The organism is Sphingobium amiense (assembly GCF_003967075.1).
GTDB classification, from domain to species: Bacteria; Pseudomonadota; Alphaproteobacteria; order Sphingomonadales; family Sphingomonadaceae; genus Sphingobium; species Sphingobium amiense.
In genome coordinates this window covers 810,284-830,123 of the sequence record NZ_AP018664.1, presented here as the reverse complement: position 1 = coordinate 830,123, position 19,840 = coordinate 810,284, and the positions used below count along the sequence as shown (strand labels likewise).

The following is a 19,840-nucleotide window of genomic DNA, read 5'->3' as shown; positions in this document are numbered from 1 at the left end:
TCGTCCCCGTAATGTCGTTCGACATTCGGCAGCTTCGCTATGCTATCGCGGCTGCGGATCACGGCAGCTTCTACCGTGCAGCCCGCGCGCTCGACATCGAGCAATCCACGCTCAGCCGTGTCATCAAGAAACTGGAGCGCTCGATCGGGATGCCGATCTTCGAGCGTTCGCGCGCAGGCGTCACGATGACACTCGCCGGCAATGCCTTCGTTCGCGGCGCAAAGCCGATGGTAGCGACGGCTGACAAGCTCGTGGTGATGATGCGCGCGGCCGGCGAGGGCCGTGCGGGCGGCCTCATACTCGGACACAATAGCTCGGTCTCGGCCGGTAATCTCCGAGCGACGACGATGGGCTGGCGCGACGCGCATCCCGACGTTGAAGTCGGGTGCGTGGAAGCTGACCGCAGCGTCCTGCTCGCCGGGCTGGACACCGGCGAGATCGACATCGCGATCTTGATGGGCGCGACCAGCCATGACGGCTTCCGGTGCGAGCCGCTGTGGAGCGAGCGGATGCTCGCGGCGCTGCCGGAGACGCACCCGCTGGCGGAACGGGACGTCGTTCATTGGACCGATTTGCGCGGAGAGCGCTTCTACCTGCCCGCCGCCGATCCGGGCGCGGAGATGCGAGACATGCTGCTGGGGCGACTGGCCGTGTCCGGCGCCACCCCGGACATACAGATGCACCGGTGCAGTCGCGAGACGATCCTGAGCATTCTCGGCGGCGGCTCGGCGGTCAGCATCGTTTGCGAAGGCTCCACCGGGGCGCGCTACCCGGATCTCGTCTATCGCCCGATTCACGGTGAGCAAGGTCCGGCGCTTGCCGGTTATGCAGGATATTGGCGAGACAAAAATCGCAACCCGGCCCTCCGACGATTTCTCGGTTTCATCAAGACACGCTACGCGCTCTCTTTTGATTTCGCACCACGATTCCAGTAGAATAACACTATAATTCTCGGAGTTATCCGCCATGTTTCGGGGAAAGACACTCATCATCGTGCTAGTGACTTTGGTCGTCGGCTTCATGGGCGGATTTATCCTTCGCCCGGTCATCATGCCGTCGCCGAACACGACTGTCGCTGTCAACCCGACGCCTACGCCGGCCTCGGCGACTCAGGCGCGAGGCACCCAGTATTTCGAGGCGAACATCGAAGAAGCCCGTGAGGTCGTCGCAGGATGTCGCGACGGCTCAGTGCGCGGCGGTGAATGCGCGAACGCCAACGAAGCGCTAATCAAGGTCGATGCCGCGGAGCGTCGCAAGCGTTTCCTCGGGAACTGAGCGCGCCTGCGCAGTCAATCCTTCGCGCCGCGCCGCCCACGCACAAACCCCCGATCGCTCGCCATGAATCGGCTGAGCATCGGCGCGACCAGCTTCTCCGGCGATACGGCTTCACCGCCCGTCTCCGCCGCCAGCGCAGCCGAGTAAGCGGCAAGATCGCGGTGGACGGCGGCGGGCAACTCCACCGTCAGCTTGACAGGCCGGTCGTCGGCCAGCGGCCCCAGCTTCAATTTCGTCATCGCGTCGATCCGATTGGTTCGAGCACCAAGTCGCGCGTTATGACCACGCGAAGAGGATGCCCCGGCCGGATTGTAAGCGTCGGCTGCACGTTGAGCTGCCGACGCACGATCTGCTGGCCGGTCTGGTTGATGGTGTCCTGCGATCCCCGGCGCAGCGCGCGGGTCAAGTCGTCCTCGGTGTCGGCGCCCAACTCGGCGCCGACACCGAGCAGGGTCGAAACGGCCGCTGCCTTGAGCAGATTGCCCCAATGCTGATTCACGCGGTCCTGTAGCCCCGCGAACCCTGCGCCATCTGCGCCGGGCTGGTGCTCGAGAACGATCGAGCGGCCGTCCGGCAATATCAGCCGATCCCACGCGAGCAAAACACGGGTCTGCCCGGCCGCGATCTCGCTGTCATATTCGCCGATCAGCCGCGCACCTTGCGGGATGAGCAGGATGCGCCCGGTGGGGCTGTCATAGACGTTGGCGGTCACCTGGGCGGTGATCTGGCCGGGCAAGTCCGAACGGACGCCGGTGATGAGCGCAGCCGGGATGATGCTGCCGGCCTGCACGATGTTAGGCGATGCCGGCCCCGCCAGCCGCTCGACGCTGACCGTGCGCTGGTTGGCGGCCTGCGCCATGAAGGCGCGCTTGCCGGCCTGATCCCCTTGCGCTGATTGCTGCGCGGGCTCCTGCCCGGGCGGCGCTGGCAAGCCCGGCACTGAGGCAGGCTCCGCGCCCGCACGCGCGCCGCCGCTGCCGAGGAAGACCGAGCTGCTGCGGGCCGCCTCGCGCTCCTGAGCAGCACGCTGCCGGGCCGCCTCCGCAGCCTGAGCGCGCGGATCGGGCGGGCCTGGCTGCGCGCCGATCGGCGGCGCGGTGACATCCTCGCCGCGCTGCTGTGCCGACACGATCGGACGGCCGAGGTCGCCGGGAAGCGGTGGGCCGAGCCGGGGCGCTTGAGCGTAGTCGCGTGGCCCGGACGTGATCGCGTCGGAGGTGGCGCGGCTATCGGTGTTGTAGAGTTCCTGCGCTGCCCTCTCGCCCGCTGGCCGCAGCGCATAGATCAGCGAACCGCCGATGCCGAGTCCGGCGACGACGCCGACGACGGCGAGCGCCTTACGGGAGAGCCGCATGACGCGGGGCGTATCGCCGCGAAGCTGGAACGCGGCCGGATCAGGGCGAGCCGACTGCGGGGCGGGCCGCTCCTCTGCGGGCGAGTCGTGGCTGCCGGTCACGGCCGCGCCCTCCGTCCGTCATCGCGCACGATGCGGACGCCCTGTTCGCTGCGACGGTCGCCCAGGCGCAGCTCGGCGGCGGCGAACAGGCGATCGACCACCATGTAGCGGCCTTGGACACGGTAGTTGACCAGCTCGGCGTCGCCGGCCGCGCCGGTCACGAACAGCGGCGGCATCTCGCCCTGCGAGATCCCGGTCGGAAACTCGATGAATACCTGTCGGCCATCGTCGAACGCGCGAACAGGCTTCCACGCCGCGCGACCGCCTTCGATCCGGTAGCGGAAATTGAGCGCGGACACGTCCACGCCTCTCGCGATCGGCGCGGCGGCGGCTGCTGCGGCATTGCCGCCGCGCAGCGCGATGAGCTGGTCTTGCGGATAGGTCCACGACACTGACGCCATATAGGTCGAGGCCGTCGCCCGCAGCTCCACATGGTAGGTGCGGCGGTCGGTGTTTATGACGAGGTTCGTGGCGAGGTCGGGCCGGGTGGGCTTCACCAGGATATGGACGCGCACCGTAGGGCCGCTGCCGCTGATGGTGTCGCCGATGATCCAGCGCACCGTGTCGCCGGCCGCGACCGGCCCCGGCCCCACGAGCTGTTCGCCCTCTTGCAACGAGATGTCCGTTACCTGACCGGGAGCGGCATAGACCTGATAGAGCGCGCCGTCTGTCCACGGATATTGCTGAATGGCGTTGAGGAAGCCGTCGCGCACGGGCTGGATGCGCGCGGCGTTGTTGGCAGCGCCGACACTGCGGCGCGGATCGGCAGGCTCCGGCGGTCGCGGGCTCTCCGTCACCGGCTTCAACTGGCCGGGCAGCGGCAACGGCTCGGGAATCGTCACGATCTCGACAGCGCGCGGCGGTTCTGCCGCTGGCGTCGCGACGATCACCGGCGGCGGATCGTCCAAAGCGATTGCGGGCGGCCGGGCCGATGTGGTGGCGCAGCCGGCGAGCGCGGAAGCAGAAATGAACAGCGCGGCCGTGGCGGCGCGGCGGATGGGTATGCCGGTCATTGCGACAGCTCCTTCGACCAGTTGAGGGCGTTGACGAAGACGCCGAGTGGATTCTTGCGCAGCGCGTCGGGCGTGCGCGGCGGCTGGACGACGATGGTGAGGATCGCCGACCAGCGTTCGGTGGCAGCAAGGCTGCCGTCCTGATAGCGGCGCTCGATCCAGGCGACGCGGAAGCTGTCGGGTGATGCCCGGATGACGCTCGACACTTCCACCGCGACCTGCACCCGCCCGACGTCGGCGAACGGATCGTTGGCCCGCGCATAGTCGTTGAGCGCGAGCGCGCCGCGATCCGTCGTGAAGTCGTAGGCCCTGAGCCAGTTCTGACGGACGATCACCGGATCGGCCGGGATCGCGCGGACCTGCTCGATGAAGCGGGCGAGATGGAACGCGACCTGCGGGTCGGTGGGACGGTAGCCGGCCTCGGCCGGCGCGACCGCTTGGGCTTCACCGAGCCGATCGATCTGCACGACCCAGGGGACGATATGGCCGCGCGTCGATTGCCAGACCAGGCCGCCAGCCAGACCGCCCGAGAGGGCCAGCGTGCCGAAGAAGGCGAGCCGCCAGTTCTTCGCCTGCACACGCGCCGAGCCGATGCGGTCGTCCCACGCCTGCGCCGCGCGCTGATAGGGTGTGGCCGGCTCGGGCGTCTGGCCGTAGCGGATGCTCGGTCGCTTGAACATGGATCAATCCTTCTGGCTGGTGTCGACGGACGCGCCGCTGCCGCCGCCATCGCCGGAGCGCAGCGTGTGGGCGGCGATGGTCGCGCCGTGGGTCATGGTCTGTCGGTTCTTCATCGCGGACGCCCAGGCGGGGGCGCCGGCCGGTGCGTCCGGCGACGGCGTGGAGCTGCCGCCCGAAATGGTCCCGCCGGTCGCGGTGACGGCGGCACGTCCGCCGGAACGGTAGCTATCCTTGAGCGAAGCTACTGCCTTGCGGAGCGGCGACATGGCTGCGCCGACGACGGCTTGGCCGACGCCGCCAGCGCCTCCAGCGACTGCGGCCGCGCCGGACTTGCCGGCCGAACCAAGCGCATAGGCGCTATTGGCGGCGCCCGAGGTGAAAGCGGCGCCTCGCGCGGCGCCGCCGACCGCGCCCGCCGCCGCGCCGACGCCGAGGCGGGCCGCAGCGGCGCCACCGGCCAGCGCGCCACCAGCTGCGAGCACGGTTCCCGCTGCGGCCCCTGCGCCAAGCGCCGGGCCGCCGGAGACGATGCCATTGGCGATCGACGGGCCGAAGATGCCGAGGCCGAGCAGGCAGAGCGAGGCAAGCGCGACCGCCATCGCGTCCTCGATGCTCGGCTGCGCGCCGCCGAATCCGGCGCGGAACTCGTCGAACAAGGTCGAGCCGATGCCGACGATGACGGCGAGCACCAGCACCTTGATTCCCGACGAGATCACCAGGCCAAGCACGCGCTCGGCCATGAAGGCGGTCTTGCCAAACAGGCCGAACGGAATCAGCACGAAGCCGCACAGCGTCGCCAGCTTGAACTCGATCAGCGTCACGAAAAGCTGGATCGCCAGAATGAAGAAGGCGAGGATGACCAGCAGCCAGGCAATCAGCAGCACCGCGATCTGGATGAAGTTCTCGAAGAACGCGACCCAGCCCATAAGGTCGGAGATCGACTGGAGGATGGGTTCGCCGGCCTCCAGCCCGACTTGCGCGACGCGGCCCGGCTGGAGCAGCTCGGCGGCGGTGAAGCCCGTGCCGGACGCTTTCAGTCCGAGCCCGGCGAAGCTCTCGAAGACGATGCGCGCCAGGCTGTTCCAGTTGCCGATGATGTAGGCGAAGACGCCGACGAACAGGGTCTTCTTGACGAGGCGCGCAATGATGTCGTCGCCTTCACCCCACGTCCAGAACAGCGCGGCCAGGGTCACGTCGATGACGATCAGGGTGGTGGCGATGAACGCCACCTCGCCGCCGAGCAGGCCAAACCCGCTGTCGATGTAGCGGGTGAAGACGTCCAGAAAGCGATCGACGACGCCGGTGCCGCCCATGTCAGTTCTCCTGTGCCGACGTATCGTCGGCGATGCGGGCAGCGGGTCGCGCGCCGGGCGCGAGGAACCGGCGACGGTTCTCGGCCCAGGCGCGCAGGCAATCGGGGTCGCTTGCCCCGGCCGCGCCGATCGACTGGCAGCGGCGCAGCTCGATCAGCAGCGGGTCCGTCGCCGAGGTGTCGGCGACGGCCGCCGACTCCGCGCGCGGGGGCTCGGGCGCACGGCTCATCTCGATCGCCGTCATTGTGATAGCGATGGCGACGAAGATGACCGCGCCGATGCGCGCGAGGAGCTTGCTGTCCATGACGATCAGTCGTGGAACATGCGGGCGTTGCCCGGCTGGTAGCCGGTGGACCGCGTCAGGAAGCGGCGGAGCCGTTCGCGGCTTTCGGCTTCGACGGCCGCGTTGCGCGCCGAGTCCAGCGCCTGCGCCCGGCCCTGCGCGGCAAGCAGCGCCGTCAGGTCCGCGAGCTGCTGCGATTGCAGCGCGAGAAGCTGGTTGCCCGCCTGCGCGGCCTGGAGCGCGCCCGTCGCCGACTGGCTCGACGTGACCAGGCCGTCCATCGTAGTGCGCGCGCCGTCGATATTGCCGACGACGCCGGCCTGAACGCGAAGCGCGTCCTCGAACGCGCCGACGCTATCCTCCCAACGCGCATTGGCGTTGGCGACCATTTGCGCGTGGGTGCCGGTGAGCGCCGCGCCCTTGTAGCGGCCGTTGAAGACCTGCTGGACGCTCTGCACATCGTAGGCGATGCGCTGCGCCTCGCCGAGAAGCTGCTGGGTGCGCTGCACTTGCTGCTGCAACTGCTGGAGCGAGTTGAACGGCAGCGACGCCAGATTGCGCGCCTCGTTGATGAGGCTGGTCGCCTGCTGCTGGATTTGCTGGATCTGGTTGTTGATCTGCTGGAGTGACCGAGCGGCCGTCAGCACGTTCTGCGCGTAATTGGTCGGGTCATAGACGATCCCGCCGAACTGAGCGTGCGCCGGCGTGGCGGCGGTGATGCCGATCATGCTCGACGTGGCGATGGCGCCAGCCAGCATGGCGCGGCGGAGGGTATTGGGTTTCATGGGGCCATGTCCTTCAAGGCAAGGGGGAGCTGGCCGGCATCTTCCCGGCGACCGGCCAGCGGATCGGGTTGGGGTTCGGGAAGAAGTTCGACCGCCCAGGCCAGGCCACGATGGCGCAGCCACTCGGCGGCGAAGCGCTCGCGGCCGTGGGTCTCGACCAGCTCGGCGATGCGGAGCTGATCGGTCTTGGAAGACGCGGCGGCGAAGGCCAGCGCGACCTCGCCCAGCCCCAGCTCGAACAGCCGGTTGCCGCGCCTCGACTGGCAGTAATAATCGCGCTTCGGCGTCGCCCGGCTCAGTATCTCGATTTGGCGGGCGTTGAGGCCGAACCGTTCGTAGATGGTCGCGATCTGCGGCTCGGCCGCGCGTTCGTTGGGAAGGAAGATGCGCGTCGGGCAGGACTCAATGATGGCCGGCGCGATGTCGCTGGTCTCGATGTCCGCGAGGCTCTGCGTGGCGAACACGACGCTTGCGTTCTTCTTGCGCAGCGTTTTCAGCCATTCGCGGAGTTGCGCGGCGAAGTCCGGGCTGTCGAGAACCAGCCAGCCCTCGTCGATGATGATGAGCGTTGGCGACCCGTCCAACCGGCCTTCGATCCGGTGGAACAGATAGGACAGGACAGCGGCGGCCGATCCGGCGCCGACCAAGCCCTCGGTCTCGAACGCCTGGACCGACGCCTCGCCGAGACGCTCGGCCTCTGCGTCAAGCAGCCGGCCCCACGGGCCGCCGAGGCAATAGGAGGCGAGCGCCTGCTTGAGCTGGTGGCTCTGGAGCAGCACCGAGAGCCCTGTCAGCGTGCGTTCCGGCACGGGCGCACTGGCAAGGGAGCCGAGCGCCGACCACAGATGCTCCTTGGCCTGCGGATCGACCGCGACGCCCTCGGACGCGAGGATCGCCGCCAGCCATTCGGCCGCCCAGGCGCGCTCGGCCGGATCGTCGATCCGTGCCAGCGGCTGGAGCTGCACGCCTTCGCCGGCCTCGTCGGCGAGCATCCCGCCGAGATCCTGCCAGTCACCGCCCATACCGATCGCCGCAGCGCGAATGCTACCGCCGAAGTCGAAGGCGAATACCTGGCCATTCTCGTAGCGGCGGAACTGCATCGCCATGAGGGCGAGTAGCACCGATTTGCCGGCGCCGGTCGGGCCGACGATCAGCGTGTGGCCGACGTCGCCGACGTGAAGGGAAAACCGGAACGGGGTCGAGCCTTCGGTCTTGCCGTAGAGCAAGGGGGGCGCACCGAAATGCTCGTCCCGTTCCGGCCCCGCCCATACTGCTGACAGGGGGATCAGGTGGGCGAGATTGATCGTGGAAATCGGGGGTTGGCGGACATTGGCGTAGGTGTGGCCGGGAAGACTCCCCAGCCATGCCTCAATGGCGTTCATGCCCTCGGGGATGACGGTGAAATCGCGGCCCTGGATAACCTTCTCGACCAGCCGCAGCTTCTCGGCTGCGATGGCGGGATCGCGGTCCCACACCGTCACCGTGGCGGTGACGTAGGCCATGCCGGCATAGTCGGCGCCTAGCTCCTGCAGGGCGGTGTCGGCGTCGGCGGCCTTGTTCGATGCGTCGCCGTCCATCAGGACCGACGTCTCGTTGGTCATCACCTCTTTCAGGATCGCCATGACGCTCTTGCGCTTGGCGAACCACTGGCGGCGGATGCGGCTCAGCAGCTTGGTCGCGTCGGTCTTGTCGAGCATGATCGCCCGCGTCGCCCAGCGATATTCAAAGGCAAGCCGGTTCAGCTCGTCGAGCAGGCCGGGAAAGGTCGCGCTCGGAAAGCCGATGATGGTGAGCGTGCGCAGATGATGGTCGCCCAACTTCGGTTCGAGCCCGCCGGTCAGCGGCTCGTCGGCAAGCAGCGCGTCCAAGTGCATCGGCGTTTCCGGCACGCGCACGCGCTGGCGGCGGGTCGAGACCGTGCTGTGCAGGTAGGTCAGCGTCTCGGCGTCATCGAGCCAGCGGACCTCGGGCACGAAGCCCTCGACCAGATTGAGCACGCGGTCGCTGCGATCGGTAAAGCCCTTGAGCAGTTCCCACGGATCGACGCCGGTCGTGGCCCGGCCCTCGTAGAGCCAACTTTCGGCGCGCGCGGCTTCCTCGGCCGGTGGCATCCACAACAGCGTCAGGAAGTAGCGGCTCTCGAAGTGCGCGCCTTCCTCACGGAACTGTTCGCGCCGCTCCAATTCAACTAGCGACGAGACCGGATCGGGGAAGTCGGAATCCGGATAGTCGAGCGCGGGCGTGCGCTGCGCCTCGACGAAGATCGCCCAGCCGGAGCCGAGCCGACGCAGCGAACTGTTCAACCGCGCGGTCGTCGCCACCAGCTCGGCCGGCGGCGCGCTGTCGAGATCGGGACCACGGAACCGGGCGGTGCGCTGGAACGACCCGTCCTTGTTGAGAACGACGCCTTCGCTGACCAAAGCCGCCCAAGGCAGGAAGTCGGGCAGGTTCGCAGCTTTGCTGCGATATTCGCGCAAGCTCATCATGGCTGCATCCATGTCGGGTAGCGGAGATGGCGCCGTGCCACGTCCACGAATTGCGGGTCGCGGCGTGCGGCCCAGACGGACAGCCCGTGGCCGATCGCCCAGATCACCAGGCCGGCGATCCACAGGCGCAGGCCGAGGCCGATCGCGCCCGCCAGCGTCCCGTTGACGATGGCGAGCGAGCGCGGGGCGCCGCCGAGCAAGATCTGCTCGGTCAGCGCCCGGTGAACAGGGGCGAGATAGCCCGCGATCGGGTCGCTATGATCGGCCGCGCCATTCATCCGATCAGCGCCCCGCCGCCGAACGAGAAGAAGCTGAGGAAGAACGAGCTGGCCGCGAATGCGATCGACAGGCCGAACACAATCTGGATCAGCCGGCGCGAGCCGCCCGACGTGTCGCCGAATGCCAGCGTCAGGCCGGTCACGATAATGATGATGACGGCGATGATTTTCGCGACCGGCCCCTCGATGCTTTCGAGGATCGACTGAAGCGGCGCTTCCCACGGCATCGACGAGCCGCCGGCGTAGGCCGGGGCGGCGAAGGTCAGCGCGATCACGCTGGCGGTGGCAGTAAGCATGGCGCGGCGTGCGCCATGCCGAAGGGCATGGATCATGGCAGGTCTCCGGCTTGGTGGTTGGTGAGGGGTGCGAGGCGATAGTCGCCGGTGGCAGGGTCGAGCCCTTCGACGCGGGCCAGCTCGGTCAGGCGGCGTCCGTGCGTGTCGCGGACCAGCACGGCGATCAGGTCGATCGTCTCGGCGATCAGCGCGCGCGGGACCGTGACGACCGCCTCATGGATGAGCTGCTCCATGCGGCGGAGCGCCCCGAGCGCGGTGCCGGCGTGGATCGTGCCGACCCCGCCGGGATGGCCGGTGCCCCAGGCTTTGATGAGATCGAGCGCCTCGGCGCCGCGCACCTCGCCGATGGGGATGCGGTCGGGGCGCAGGCGCAGCGATGAGCGGACCAGCTCGGCGAGGGACACCACGCCGTCCTTGGTCCGCATGGCGACGAGGTTAGGCGCGGCGCATTGCAGCTCGCGCGTGTCTTCGATCAGGACGATGCGATCGGTGGTCTTCGCCACCTCGGCGAGCAGCGCGTTGACCAGCGTGGTTTTGCCCGCGCCGGTGCCGCCCGCGACGAGGATGTTGGCGCGGCTCTCGACGCCGTGGCGCAACGCCTCGGCCTCGACTGCCGACATGATGCCCGCCGCCGCATAGTCGTCGAGCGTGAACACGGCGACGGCGGGCTTGCGGATCGCGAAGGCGGGCGCCGCGACGACGGGTGGCAGCAATCCCTCGAACCGTTCGCCGCCTTCCGGCAACTCGGCAGAGACGCGGGGGCTGCGAGCATGAACCTCGACACCGACATGGTGCGCGACCAACCGGACGATGCGTTCGCCGTCAGCGGCGGACAGCATCTCGCCGGTATCGCTAATCCCCTCGCCGAGCCGATCGAGCCAAAGCCGGCCGTCCGGGTTGAGCATGACTTCAATGACGGCAGGGTCGTCGAGCCAGGCTGCGATCGACGGCCCGAGCGCGGTGCGCAGCATCCTTGCGCCGCGTGATTTAGCCTCGGATCGGATCGGATGAACGGTCAACAACTGGCCCCTCGATTGGGCCGGGCGAACCGCCGCCCGGCGTCAGGGGCACATCAAGAGACGCAGCAATGCTCGCGTCGCAACAGCTAGTTATCGGCGTAGTAGAGGGGGCGGTAGATACGGTGCCGGGGGCGAAGTGGCTTGCAGACCACATCAAGGTCGGCGCGCTTCTGCTACTCCGACTCGGACGATGTTGACCGCGGCCAGACATCCTCCGGTATCTCGTCCATGAGGGTCTTGCCGCTGGCGAAGCGGCGGCCAAGCGTCTCGACGAAACCCTCGTAGCGCTTACGACCTTTCACCTGCGCCGCTGCCTGATCTTCGTCGGGCAGCGGCGGGGTCACGGACAGCCAGAACCGGACGAACAGGCTCAGTGCCTCGGTGCTCAGTCCCGTGTTGCGCTCCAACCGCTGCACCTGTCGCGACAGGCGATCGAGCCTACGCGCGAACGCGGCCTCCATCCGGTCAGCGCCGTCCGGCGACAGGTAGGACGCTACAGCGGCCTCCACGATCGCCGAGCGTGATATGCGCCGCCGGATCGCCAGCTCATCAACTTGCTTGGCGAGCGCGGGCGGGAAGTAGACGTTGAGCCGGGTCCGCATGGCGACCTCCTACAATTCGATGCCGTCGCCGGGATCGAGCGACACCCGACGCGCAATGCCCTGCATCCGGCGACGCACGGCCGCCTGCCGGGCCGCGTCGTCCTGTTCGTCGTCGACGATCGCAAACTCCTGGGCTGGCGGTGCTGCCGTTTCGGGCGCGATGGCGACATGCTCGGGAAGTTCGGGCTCTCGGCGCAGACCGCCATTGGCCGCGTCTTCCGCATCGCGGACAATCCGCGCGACCTGCTTTGGATCGGCGGCTGCCTGCCGCCCGGTCCAATCGTCGGGACGGATCGTGGCGGCCGCGGTCGCCGGCGCCGCCATGATCCGCCCGGACAGGCGCCCGTCCTGAAAGTAGCGCGCCTTCTTCGCGCGGATCGGATGGATGCCCGCCACCATCACGATCTCATCGTCGGGCGGGAGCTGCATCACTTCGCCGGGGGTGAGAAGCTGGCGGGCGGTCTCGGAGCGCGATACCATCAAATGCCCCAGCCACGGCGACAGGCGATGCCCAGCATAGTTCTTCATCGCGCGCATCTCGGTCGCCGTGCCGAGCGCATCGGACACCCGCTTGGCGGTCCGCTCGTCGTTGGTGGCGAAGCTCACGCGGACATGGCAGTTGTCGAGGATCGCGTTGTTCGGTCCGTAAGCCTTCTCGATCTGGTTGAGCGACTGCGCGATCAGGAACGCCTTGAGCCCGTAGCCTGCCATGAACGCCAAAGCGGACTCGAAGAAGTCGAGCCGACCGAGCGCGGGGAACTCATCGAGCATCAACAGCACGCGATGGCGGTTTCCCTTCGGGGTCAGTTCCTCGGTCAGCCGGCGCCCGATCTGGTTGAGAATGAGGCGGATCAGCGGCTTGGTGCGCGAGATGTCCGATGGAGGCACGACGAGGTAGAGCGTCGCCGGTCGATCGCCCTCGACCAGATCCGATATGCGCCAATGACAAGCGCGCGTAACCTGCGCGACGACGGGATCGCGATACAGACCGAGAAACGACATGGCGGTGCTGAGCACGCCCGATCGCTCATTGTCAGACTTGTTCAGCAACTCGCGAGCGGCGCTGGCGACGACAGGATGCACGCCGGCTTCGCCGAGGTGTGGCGTCGCCATCATTGCGGCCAGTGTCTGCTCGATCGTGCGCGCCGGGTCTGAGAGGAAACCGGCAACTCCGGCCAAGGTCTTGTCCGCTTCGGCATAGAGGACGTGGAGGATCGCGCCGACCAGCAAGCTGTGGCTCGTCTTCTCCCAGTGGTTCCGGCGCTCCAATGAACCTTCGGGATCGACCAGCACGTCGGCGACATTCTGCACGTCGCGCACCTCCCATTGGCCGCGCCGCACCTCCAGTAGCGGGTTGTAGGCGGCCGACGCCGCGTTGGTCGGATCGAACAACAGGACGCGGCCATGCCGCGCGCGGAAGCCGGCGGTCAGTGTCCAGTTCTCGCCCTTGATGTCGTGGACGATCGCCGAGGCCGGCCAAGTCAGCAGCGATGGCACCACCAAACCGACGCCCTTGCCGCTGCGGGTCGGGGCGAAGCACAGCACATGCTCGGGGCCGTCGTGACGGAGATAATTGCGGGCGAACTTGCCGAGCAACACGCCGTTCGGTCCAAGTAGCCCGGCCGCGCGCACCTCCCGCTCGCTCGCCCAGCGCGCCGAACCGTAGGTCTCGGCATTCTTCAACTCGCGTGCGCGCCAAACCGACATGCCGATGGCGACGGCGATCGACACGAACCCGCCCGACGCAGCGATGAACGCGCCGGTCTTAAAGATGTCGGGCGCATAGGCGTCGAACGAGAACCACCACCAGAAAAATGCCGGGGGCGGATAGATGCGCCAGCCGAAAGTCACGAACCAGGGCGGCCCCAGCTCAGGCTGGTAGGCCAGAGCGGCGGCGGTCCACTGCGTCGCGCCCCATATGCCGGCGAGCACGATCAGGAACACGATGATGATCTGGCCCCATAAAATCTTGGTCGCAGACATACCTTCTCTCCTAAGTCAGATGCCGAGGCCGCGCTTGCGGCCAAGCGTCCAGTCGATCCCGCCGCCGGCGCGGACGATGCCGGACACCTGACGGCCGAGCTGCTGTTCGAGGGTGCTGGCCCAAGGGACGAGGCGGAACCCGAGGCCATCGTCGATCATGGCGAAACGGCCGGACGCGAGCGCGAGGCGCTGGCGCACGACGCCGGCCACCTTTTCGCCGGACGAGGCGGGGCGATAGGCAAGCCCGGTCTCGCCCGCGATCTTCGCGCCGACGGAATCCAGCTCGCGCTTGCGCAGCGTGTCGATCAATCCGCGCTCGAACACCGTGCGCTCGCCGTAGCGACGGGCCAGTCCCTCGCGGACGAGATGGTCGGTGCGGGCGTCCATCGCCCGGCGCACCTCCGCGCCGAATCCGCCGTCCGCGACACCAGCGCCGCGCTCGATCAGGCGATGGTCGAGCCAGGTCGCGCCGGGCGCCTTGATCTGTGCGGCAAGGTCGAAGTCGGAGCGCGTGGCGAGCACCAGCGTCGGTTTCTCCTCGCCAACCCGCCCGATCGCGCGCAGCTCGACGATCCCGCCGAGCTTGGGGCTATGTTCCAGCGCCTCGATGCCGGGCAGCCGGACATGATGGGTGCGGCCATCCGTGCCGTCGATCACGGCATAGGCCGTGCCGGTCAGCTCGTCGTGCAATCCCTTGTCGATCAGCCTACCGGCGATCGGCTTCTCGGGCGCGCCGCTGATGACGGCGTAGCTGTCGAGCGGCCGGTCCTGACCGCGCTCACGGAGCGCCGCGCCGATCGTGCGGATGATGTCGCCGCGCGCGCCCAGCTCGCGCAGCTTGACCGCCGCGCCCTCCGCCACCGCCCATTGGCCGGTATCGCCTTCGGCCGCGAGCCCCATCGTTTCCAGATGCTGCAACCGCCCGACCATCAACCGGCGAAGGCGCGGGTCGTCCGGGCCGAGCCGCTCGGGCCGCAGGTCGATAACGCCCAGCTCATCGGCAGCGCGCTGGATCTCGGTATCGAGCCGGGTCCAGCGCTCCGCCGTTACCTCGCGGTCGAGCACACGCTGGACTTCATGGTCGGGTTTCGGTCCAAGCTCGGCGAAAGCCAGGTCTTGCGCGCGCGAGCGGAGATTGTGGCTGATGTAGTCGCGGGAGATAACGAGATCGGCACCCTGATCGGTAACGCCGCGCACGAGCAGATGGACGTGCGGATTGTCGGTGTTCCAGTGATCAACCGCGACCCAATCGAGCCGCGTGCCCAGGTCGGCTTCCATCTGTCGCATGAGGTCGCGCGTGTATTCGCGCAGGTCGGTCAGGTCGGCGGCGTCCTCGGGCGACACGATGACCCGGAAATGGTGCCGGTCATCCTTGCACCGCTCGGTGAAACCGCGTTCGTCGGCGTTGTCGCCGGCCGCATCGAACATGCGCGTCGGCGAGCCGTCGCGAGTGACGCCCTCGCGCTTCAAATAAGCGACGTGCGCGGACAGCGGCGCCGAGCGCCGGCCGCCCCGGCTGCGCGTGGTCACGGGCAGCATCTTGACCATGACGCGCCGGCCCGAGCCGAACAGGCGGCTGCAGGCAAAGGCGGTGCGTCCCCGGCCGAAGGTCGATTGCGCTCCCCGACGCGCGCCGCTGGCGCCGCCGCGCCGGCCGCCGCTGTGGATCGCGGCGACGCGGAGCACCTCGGCGACCAGGCCGCGCGCATTGCGCCCCTGCGCCTTGCTGCGCTTGGCCTTGCCGGGCCGGACGCGGAACTCGCTGTCCTCGCTCACGGCCGGCTCGCTTTCGGCCGAAAACCGCCTGCGGTGCCATTCGAGGCGTTGAATCTGTTGACTTTTCCCTTCCGCGCGGCACGCGCGCCGACCGACGCCCCCGCGTGAAGCCACGGAAAAGCCTGGGTTTTTCGGCTGAACGGGGCGCTGCTTATATCTTGCCCTCGTCTATCCCTGCCGTTTTCTCCCTCCCCAGCCACTTTCCTGCTCGGGACGGATGATGGGGATAGCGCGCAAATCATTGCGGTCGGCCCGCGCGGGCGCGGGGCACGAACAGCGTGTCCCCCGGCTCGTTCGAAGGCGAAGCTGCGGAGCGAACGTCACCGGATGTCGGCCCATCGGCTAGCAGCTCCGACGCGGGCTCCTCGCCATCTGACTGCACGGAAACGGCTTCGGACGGGTTGCTCGCGGTGCGGACGAACAGCGCGGCGCGGCGCCAGGCGAACGGATCAGGCGGTGCGCTCCCCGCCACCTCCGCAGCGCCCGATGTGCCGACAACGGCGCTGAGCTGAGCTAGGTAGCCGACCGTCTCGGGCGGCAGCGGACGGCCGCACGACAGGTAATCGTCGTAGCGGCCCGGCCCGGCATTATAGGCCGCCAGCATCGCGCTCGCGTTGCCGTAGCGGTCGTGCATCGCGCGCAGATAGGCCGCGCCCGCCATGATGTTGTCGCGCACGTCGAACGGGTCAGCGCCGAGGCCATATCGCGCGCGAAGATCGGCCCAGGTCGCGGGCATGATCTGCATCAATCCCATCGCACCCGCGCGCGAGACGGCGCGCGCGTTGCCGCCGCTCTCGACGCGCATCACCGCCCATATCCATGCCTCGGGGATGCCGAACCGCCGCGCGGCGTCGGCGACAGGACCGGCATAGGGATGAGCCGCCGCCGATCGCGCGGCCGGTAAATCCTGCGCCGTCGCCGCGACCGGCGCAGCGCCGCCGGACAGCAGCGCGACGGCCAACGCCACTGCCGATCCGACTCCACTCCGCCGCCAGCCTGCCAGCGTGCTCGCTACGCTCAAGGGTGCGCGCGCTGCGCCGGCGTGCGGCCGCCCTTGACCTTCGCTGCGCGCCCCGGCCGGCCTGCGACCGAGCGGGACGGAGGGATGAGACGGCTTTCCCGCGAACAAAGGGATGATGGAGAAGCGCACCGGATCAGTCCTGCTCGCGCGACTTCGGCTGGCGGTTCCAGCGCAGCGACCAGGCCGACTTGTCGGCCGTGTTTTGGAACAGCGCGGCGCGGAGCGGTCGCGCGAAGGCGGGATCGTCGATGCGCAGCGAGACGTAATCCCCGGCGCGTTCGCCGGTCTCGTTCCAGCCCGCACCGATCTCCGGGCCTTCGCCGTCGTCGCCGCGATGAACGCGCCAGTCCGGCGCCTTGTCGGCGTCGCTCGGCTCAGCCGGGACGATCGAGATGCGGATGTCGAGCGTCGCCGTCTCGATGATGCCTTCATAGCCGTTGGGGGTGCGGAAGAAGCTGCCGATCTGCATGGGACTCTCCTTTGGGTTGGCAGGGACAAGCGGGTTCAGCGCCACGCGAGCGGCGCGTTCGGGGTGTCGCGGGTGAGGATCGGGACGGCGCGGCCGAGCACGGTCGAGGCCGGCAGCGGTCCGAAATAGCGGCCGTCCATGCTGTCGGCATGATCGGGGTTGAGCATCAGCAGCTCGCCGGCGCGCAGCGTGCGGCAGCCCTGCCAGACCGGCAGCAGACGGCCCCTGCCGTCACGCTGGCGGGCGACGACAACGGGCCGTCCATCGACACTCACCACGGCGCCGATCCGGCACACAAGCTGACCCGCTCCGGCGGCGACATGCTTCAACAGCGGCATGCGCTCGCCGAGATAACCGCGCTCGGCCAGCCACCGCGCAAGCGGTGCGGGCGGCGTCACGGCGACCAGCGCGCCGTGCGGCGGGTCGGGCAACGGTTCGATCCGGTAGAGACCGAGCGGCGCGCTGGCGCTGGCGTTCCAGATGACGCGCGGCAGCGGGTCGAATACCGCGACGGCGGTGAACGACACGGCAAACAGCGACGCGGCGGAAGCCGTCGTGATGGTCCATCCACGGCGCGTCATCCTTCGATCTCCCGGCGTTTGAGCCAGGCGCGATGACGCTCCAGCGTATAGGGGCGCGGCTGATGTCCGGCGGCGATGCGGTTGGCGACGTGTCGCCAATGATCGGGCGCGGCGTCGCAGGGATCGACGCCCCCGGCCTCAGCCGCGTCGATTGCGGCGAGCACTTGGCTGACCTTGGGCCAACCCTCGATCTTGAGCAGGATGTCCCCGCCCGGCCGCACGAACGGCAGTGTCGTGAACGGCTCGGCCGGGCCAACGGCGCGCACCACGTCGATGCGCGAGCTGACCGTGCCGTAGTCGTTCGCCGCCCAGCGGACGAACGCGAAGATGGCGCCGGGGCGGAAGCGGACGATGCGGCGGCGGCGGTCGACGATCTCATCGACGGCGACACGGCCGAACCTGATCCAGTGTTCGATCCGCTTCTCGATCCACGTCAGTTCGACGCGGGTCATGCCATCGTCGGACGGCTGGCGGTGGCGCATGGGAGACGGCGGCACGGTCATCGCCGGCTCCGGGCGATGGCCGAGTCCGCGCGCGGCATGAGGTCGTTCTGACCCGGATCGGAGGTCGAATGCTTGATGCCGATGTCGGCCCAGGCGCGCAGGTCATCGACCGAATAGACCACCCGCCCGCCGATCCGGCGGTAGGCCGGGCCGGTCCCGAAATAGCGGTGCTTCTCCAAGGTGCGCCCGGAGAGGCCGAGGAAGCGGGCGGCTTCCGGCGTGCGTAGGAAGCGGGGCGGCAGGTTGGTGGGCGTATCGGACAAGTGACGGCTCCTGCGGGTGGTGGCGGCAGGAGGCGTAATTGTCAGAATGGAGGCGGCCGGGTGGGGTATGAAGATGTGCGGCCTCACGGATGCGACCACCCCCTACAGGGTGGCGCCAGAAGGGGCTCGGATCAGCGGATGCGAAGAAGTTTGCGGTAGTCGCCGTTCATCATCGCGAGGCCGTCGCGGACCAGCCGCACGACGAACGAGCGCGAGGCCGACATCTTCCAGTCGCTCGCGGATAGCTTGATCGCGTCCGCGCGTCCCAGCTCGGCCGCGATCTGACGATAGGTTGCGCCGCGGTGGCGCAGATCGAGTGCGCGGAGCATCAGGTCGAGGCGTGCCAGCCGGTAGGCCGTCAACGGCCAGCCGCGCGGCAGCGGGCCGGCGGCGCGGCCGAGCAGACGCCGATGGAAACGCAACATACTGACGACTCGCGTGATGAAATCCTTGTCTAACGGGATGATCGCGGCGAGCGGCTGGTCGGGCTGCGGATCGCGCAGCCAAAGCCGATGCTCGCCGGCCGCGTCGGCGACGATGACGTGGCGTCCGTCGATGCCCGCTTCGTCGGCGAGCAGCGCGCCGAGCGCGCGCGGATCGACCGGGGCGGCAGTCTCGAATCCTTCCGGCGCGGCGTCGAGAATGACCGTGACGGCGGTCAGTTCCGGGCGCCAGATTACCGGGTCTGAAAGGTCATCCGGCGCCGTGGCGAAAGGATAACCCCCAGCGCCGCGCGAACGCCGTCTCGGCGGCGTTCTTTGCGACGGCGCCGTTCGCGATGCGTTGCTGCATCTGCGCATGTTCAGCGCGATAAGTGCGGTTTCGCCGTAGGAACTCGGCGGCTAAATCGGCGCGCCCGAGCGCGTCGGCTAATGCACCGGCGCCTCGCTGGCGACGCGCTGGCGGCGTCGGCATCGCATCCTCCCAACCGCGCTCTTGCGCGGATTTCAAAAGGCGAGGATCGACGGACTGCCTCACTCAAGATAGCGCTAAGGTTGCGCTCAACCATGCCGAGTAAGCTCCAGCGACGGCGGCGGAATGAACCCAAAACGAATTGAAACTTAACGCTTTAGGGGACGCTCAGAGCCGAGAAGATGTGCGTAGCCTACTTCCGTCATCCATCTCGCTCGGGCGAGATGGCTATCGTGCATCTCTTTCGCGCGCTGCGGCTCGACCGCGGCGTCCACGCCGAGAATTTCGGCGGTTGTCTCGCGCCAATCGGCGCCGCCATCGTCGGCGTCGAGCAGCCGCAAATAGTCGACGAGATGGCTTTCGTCATATGCGGTCAGTTGCGATACGTCGGGCGCGCGATCTGCAAATTCATCGGTGCTCATGGCGCCCCCGTCATGTTGCCCGTTAACCAGTTTAGCGCAAACTGCTGAACCGGATACGCGCAAGTCCTGCATCGTTAGATGCACCTTCCGCGCGGACGAATGGCGCACTCCAGCCGATACAACTGATATGGGATAAACCGGATGAGGTGTATCGTCCAGTTTGCCGCGCATGGATATGCGCCGTCTCGTGGGATTGAACTTCGCCAAGCTGAGAAAGGATAAGGGCTTTACCCAGGAGCGCTTCGCCGAGACGTCAGGCTTTACCCAACAATATGTCAGCGATCTGGAGCGTGGCCGGCGTAATCCAACGGTCGTCACCTTGTTTCATTTGGCCTCGGCGCTTGGCGTCACTCCTGCCGATCTTGTCGCCGAAATCGATCCATCCGAGGCCCAATAGCTTCGCAAAACTTGAGCGCGAGCTGC

General features: G+C 68.1%; 25 protein-coding genes. 3 read left to right on the top strand and 22 right to left on the bottom strand.

The window, feature by feature from the left end; all coding sequences use genetic code 11:
* Positions 1-11 precede the first annotated feature (11 nt).
* Positions 12-935 carry a LysR family transcriptional regulator gene (locus tag SAMIE_RS03940; RefSeq protein ID WP_083952422.1) on the top strand — a complete coding sequence of 308 codons (924 nt, stop codon included), beginning with the start codon at positions 12-14 and terminating at the stop codon, positions 933-935.
* 31 nt (positions 936-966) lie between these two features.
* Complete coding sequence (locus SAMIE_RS03935; RefSeq protein WP_066698714.1) at positions 967-1,275, top strand: hypothetical protein; 309 nt, start codon at positions 967-969, stop codon at positions 1,273-1,275.
* A 14-nt stretch (positions 1,276-1,289) separates the two neighbouring features.
* On the opposite strand, the gene SAMIE_RS03930 is transcribed toward SAMIE_RS03935, so the two are convergent.
* The 22 genes from SAMIE_RS03930 to SAMIE_RS24200 all read right to left on the bottom strand — a co-directional run bounded on the left by SAMIE_RS03930 (position 1,290) and on the right by SAMIE_RS24200 (position 19,588).
* Positions 1,290-1,514, bottom strand: coding sequence for a DUF2274 domain-containing protein (locus SAMIE_RS03930; RefSeq protein WP_066698716.1), 225 nt, complete (start codon positions 1,512-1,514; stop codon positions 1,290-1,292).
* Positions 1,511-2,731 (bottom strand): TrbI/VirB10 family protein, encoded by a 1,221-nt coding sequence (locus SAMIE_RS03925; protein WP_066698719.1) that lies wholly within the window; start codon positions 2,729-2,731, stop codon positions 1,511-1,513. The genes SAMIE_RS03930 and SAMIE_RS03925 overlap by 4 nt, the downstream gene beginning before the upstream one ends.
* Positions 2,728-3,744, bottom strand: a complete 1,017-nt coding sequence (gene trbG, locus SAMIE_RS03920; protein ID WP_066698722.1) for a P-type conjugative transfer protein TrbG — start codon at positions 3,742-3,744, stop codon at positions 2,728-2,730. The genes SAMIE_RS03925 and trbG overlap by 4 nt, the downstream gene beginning before the upstream one ends.
* Positions 3,741-4,424, bottom strand: a complete 684-nt coding sequence (trbF, locus tag SAMIE_RS03915; RefSeq protein WP_066698724.1) for a conjugal transfer protein TrbF — start codon at positions 4,422-4,424, stop codon at positions 3,741-3,743. The genes trbG and trbF overlap by 4 nt, the downstream gene beginning before the upstream one ends.
* A gap of 3 nt (positions 4,425-4,427) precedes the next feature.
* Positions 4,428-5,738, bottom strand: a complete 1,311-nt coding sequence (gene trbL / locus SAMIE_RS03910; RefSeq protein WP_066698726.1) for a P-type conjugative transfer protein TrbL — start codon at positions 5,736-5,738, stop codon at positions 4,428-4,430.
* Position 5,739: 1 nt separating this feature from the next.
* Positions 5,740-6,042, bottom strand: coding sequence for a putative entry exclusion protein TrbK-alt (gene trbK-alt / locus SAMIE_RS03905; RefSeq protein ID WP_066698728.1), 303 nt, complete (start codon positions 6,040-6,042; stop codon positions 5,740-5,742).
* A gap of 5 nt (positions 6,043-6,047) precedes the next feature.
* Positions 6,048-6,806 carry a P-type conjugative transfer protein TrbJ gene (trbJ, locus tag SAMIE_RS03900; RefSeq protein WP_066698734.1) on the bottom strand — a complete coding sequence of 253 codons (759 nt, stop codon included), beginning with the start codon at positions 6,804-6,806 and terminating at the stop codon, positions 6,048-6,050.
* Positions 6,803-9,292, bottom strand: coding sequence for a conjugal transfer protein TrbE (trbE, locus tag SAMIE_RS03895; protein ID WP_066698745.1), 2,490 nt, complete (start codon positions 9,290-9,292; stop codon positions 6,803-6,805). The genes trbJ and trbE overlap by 4 nt, the downstream gene beginning before the upstream one ends.
* On the bottom strand, positions 9,289-9,570 hold the full coding sequence (locus SAMIE_RS03890; protein WP_066698755.1) for a VirB3 family type IV secretion system protein: 282 nt from the start codon (positions 9,568-9,570) through the stop codon (positions 9,289-9,291). The genes trbE and SAMIE_RS03890 overlap by 4 nt, the downstream gene beginning before the upstream one ends.
* Complete coding sequence (locus tag SAMIE_RS03885) at positions 9,567-9,902, bottom strand: TrbC/VirB2 family protein (RefSeq protein ID WP_066698757.1); 336 nt, start codon at positions 9,900-9,902, stop codon at positions 9,567-9,569. The genes SAMIE_RS03890 and SAMIE_RS03885 overlap by 4 nt, the downstream gene beginning before the upstream one ends.
* Positions 9,899-10,885, bottom strand: coding sequence for a P-type conjugative transfer ATPase TrbB (gene trbB, locus SAMIE_RS03880; RefSeq protein ID WP_066699017.1), 987 nt, complete (start codon positions 10,883-10,885; stop codon positions 9,899-9,901). Before trbB ends, SAMIE_RS03885 begins: the two co-directional genes overlap by 4 nt.
* 173 nt (positions 10,886-11,058) lie before the next feature.
* Positions 11,059-11,487, bottom strand: coding sequence for a ribbon-helix-helix domain-containing protein (locus SAMIE_RS03875; protein ID WP_066698760.1), 429 nt, complete (start codon positions 11,485-11,487; stop codon positions 11,059-11,061).
* Between the two features lie 9 nt (positions 11,488-11,496).
* Complete coding sequence (locus SAMIE_RS03870; RefSeq protein ID WP_066698762.1) at positions 11,497-13,470, bottom strand: conjugal transfer protein TraG; 1,974 nt, start codon at positions 13,468-13,470, stop codon at positions 11,497-11,499.
* 15 nt (positions 13,471-13,485) lie between these two features.
* A complete protein-coding gene (locus SAMIE_RS03865) occupies positions 13,486-15,246 on the bottom strand; it encodes a relaxase/mobilization nuclease domain-containing protein (RefSeq protein WP_066698764.1) in 1,761 nt (586 codons plus the stop codon).
* 238 nt (positions 15,247-15,484) lie between these two features.
* Complete coding sequence (locus tag SAMIE_RS03860) at positions 15,485-16,267, bottom strand: lytic transglycosylase domain-containing protein (RefSeq protein WP_408641254.1); 783 nt, start codon at positions 16,265-16,267, stop codon at positions 15,485-15,487.
* Between the two features lie 133 nt (positions 16,268-16,400).
* Positions 16,401-16,736 carry a DUF736 domain-containing protein gene (locus SAMIE_RS23600; protein WP_066698770.1) on the bottom strand — a complete coding sequence of 112 codons (336 nt, stop codon included), beginning with the start codon at positions 16,734-16,736 and terminating at the stop codon, positions 16,401-16,403.
* Positions 16,737-16,771: 35 nt separating this feature from the next.
* Complete coding sequence (locus SAMIE_RS03850) at positions 16,772-17,317, bottom strand: S26 family signal peptidase (RefSeq protein WP_066698773.1); 546 nt, start codon at positions 17,315-17,317, stop codon at positions 16,772-16,774.
* Positions 17,314-17,820: a DUF2840 domain-containing protein gene (locus SAMIE_RS03845; RefSeq protein WP_066698776.1), complete on the bottom strand. Its 507-nt coding sequence runs from the start codon at positions 17,818-17,820 to the stop codon at positions 17,314-17,316. Before SAMIE_RS03845 ends, SAMIE_RS03850 begins: the two co-directional genes overlap by 4 nt.
* On the bottom strand, positions 17,817-18,083 hold the full coding sequence (locus tag SAMIE_RS03840) for a helix-turn-helix transcriptional regulator (RefSeq protein WP_048578566.1): 267 nt from the start codon (positions 18,081-18,083) through the stop codon (positions 17,817-17,819). Before SAMIE_RS03840 ends, SAMIE_RS03845 begins: the two co-directional genes overlap by 4 nt.
* 131 nt (positions 18,084-18,214) lie before the next feature.
* Positions 18,215-18,883 (bottom strand): DUF2285 domain-containing protein, encoded by a 669-nt coding sequence (locus tag SAMIE_RS23720; RefSeq protein WP_232037365.1) that lies wholly within the window; start codon positions 18,881-18,883, stop codon positions 18,215-18,217.
* Positions 18,777-18,998 (bottom strand): transcriptional regulator domain-containing protein, encoded by a 222-nt coding sequence (locus SAMIE_RS23715; RefSeq protein WP_083952433.1) that lies wholly within the window; start codon positions 18,996-18,998, stop codon positions 18,777-18,779. The genes SAMIE_RS23720 and SAMIE_RS23715 overlap by 107 nt, the downstream gene beginning before the upstream one ends.
* Before the next feature lie 146 nt (positions 18,999-19,144).
* Positions 19,145-19,588: a hypothetical protein gene (locus tag SAMIE_RS24200; protein ID WP_456299960.1), complete on the bottom strand. Its 444-nt coding sequence runs from the start codon at positions 19,586-19,588 to the stop codon at positions 19,145-19,147.
* On the opposite strand from SAMIE_RS24200, the gene SAMIE_RS03820 reads away from it, so the two are divergent.
* Complete coding sequence (locus SAMIE_RS03820) at positions 19,587-19,814, top strand: helix-turn-helix domain-containing protein (RefSeq protein WP_083952424.1); 228 nt, start codon at positions 19,587-19,589, stop codon at positions 19,812-19,814. The two genes, SAMIE_RS24200 and SAMIE_RS03820, sit on opposite strands and share 2 nt — an antisense overlap.
* Positions 19,815-19,840 lie beyond the last annotated feature (26 nt).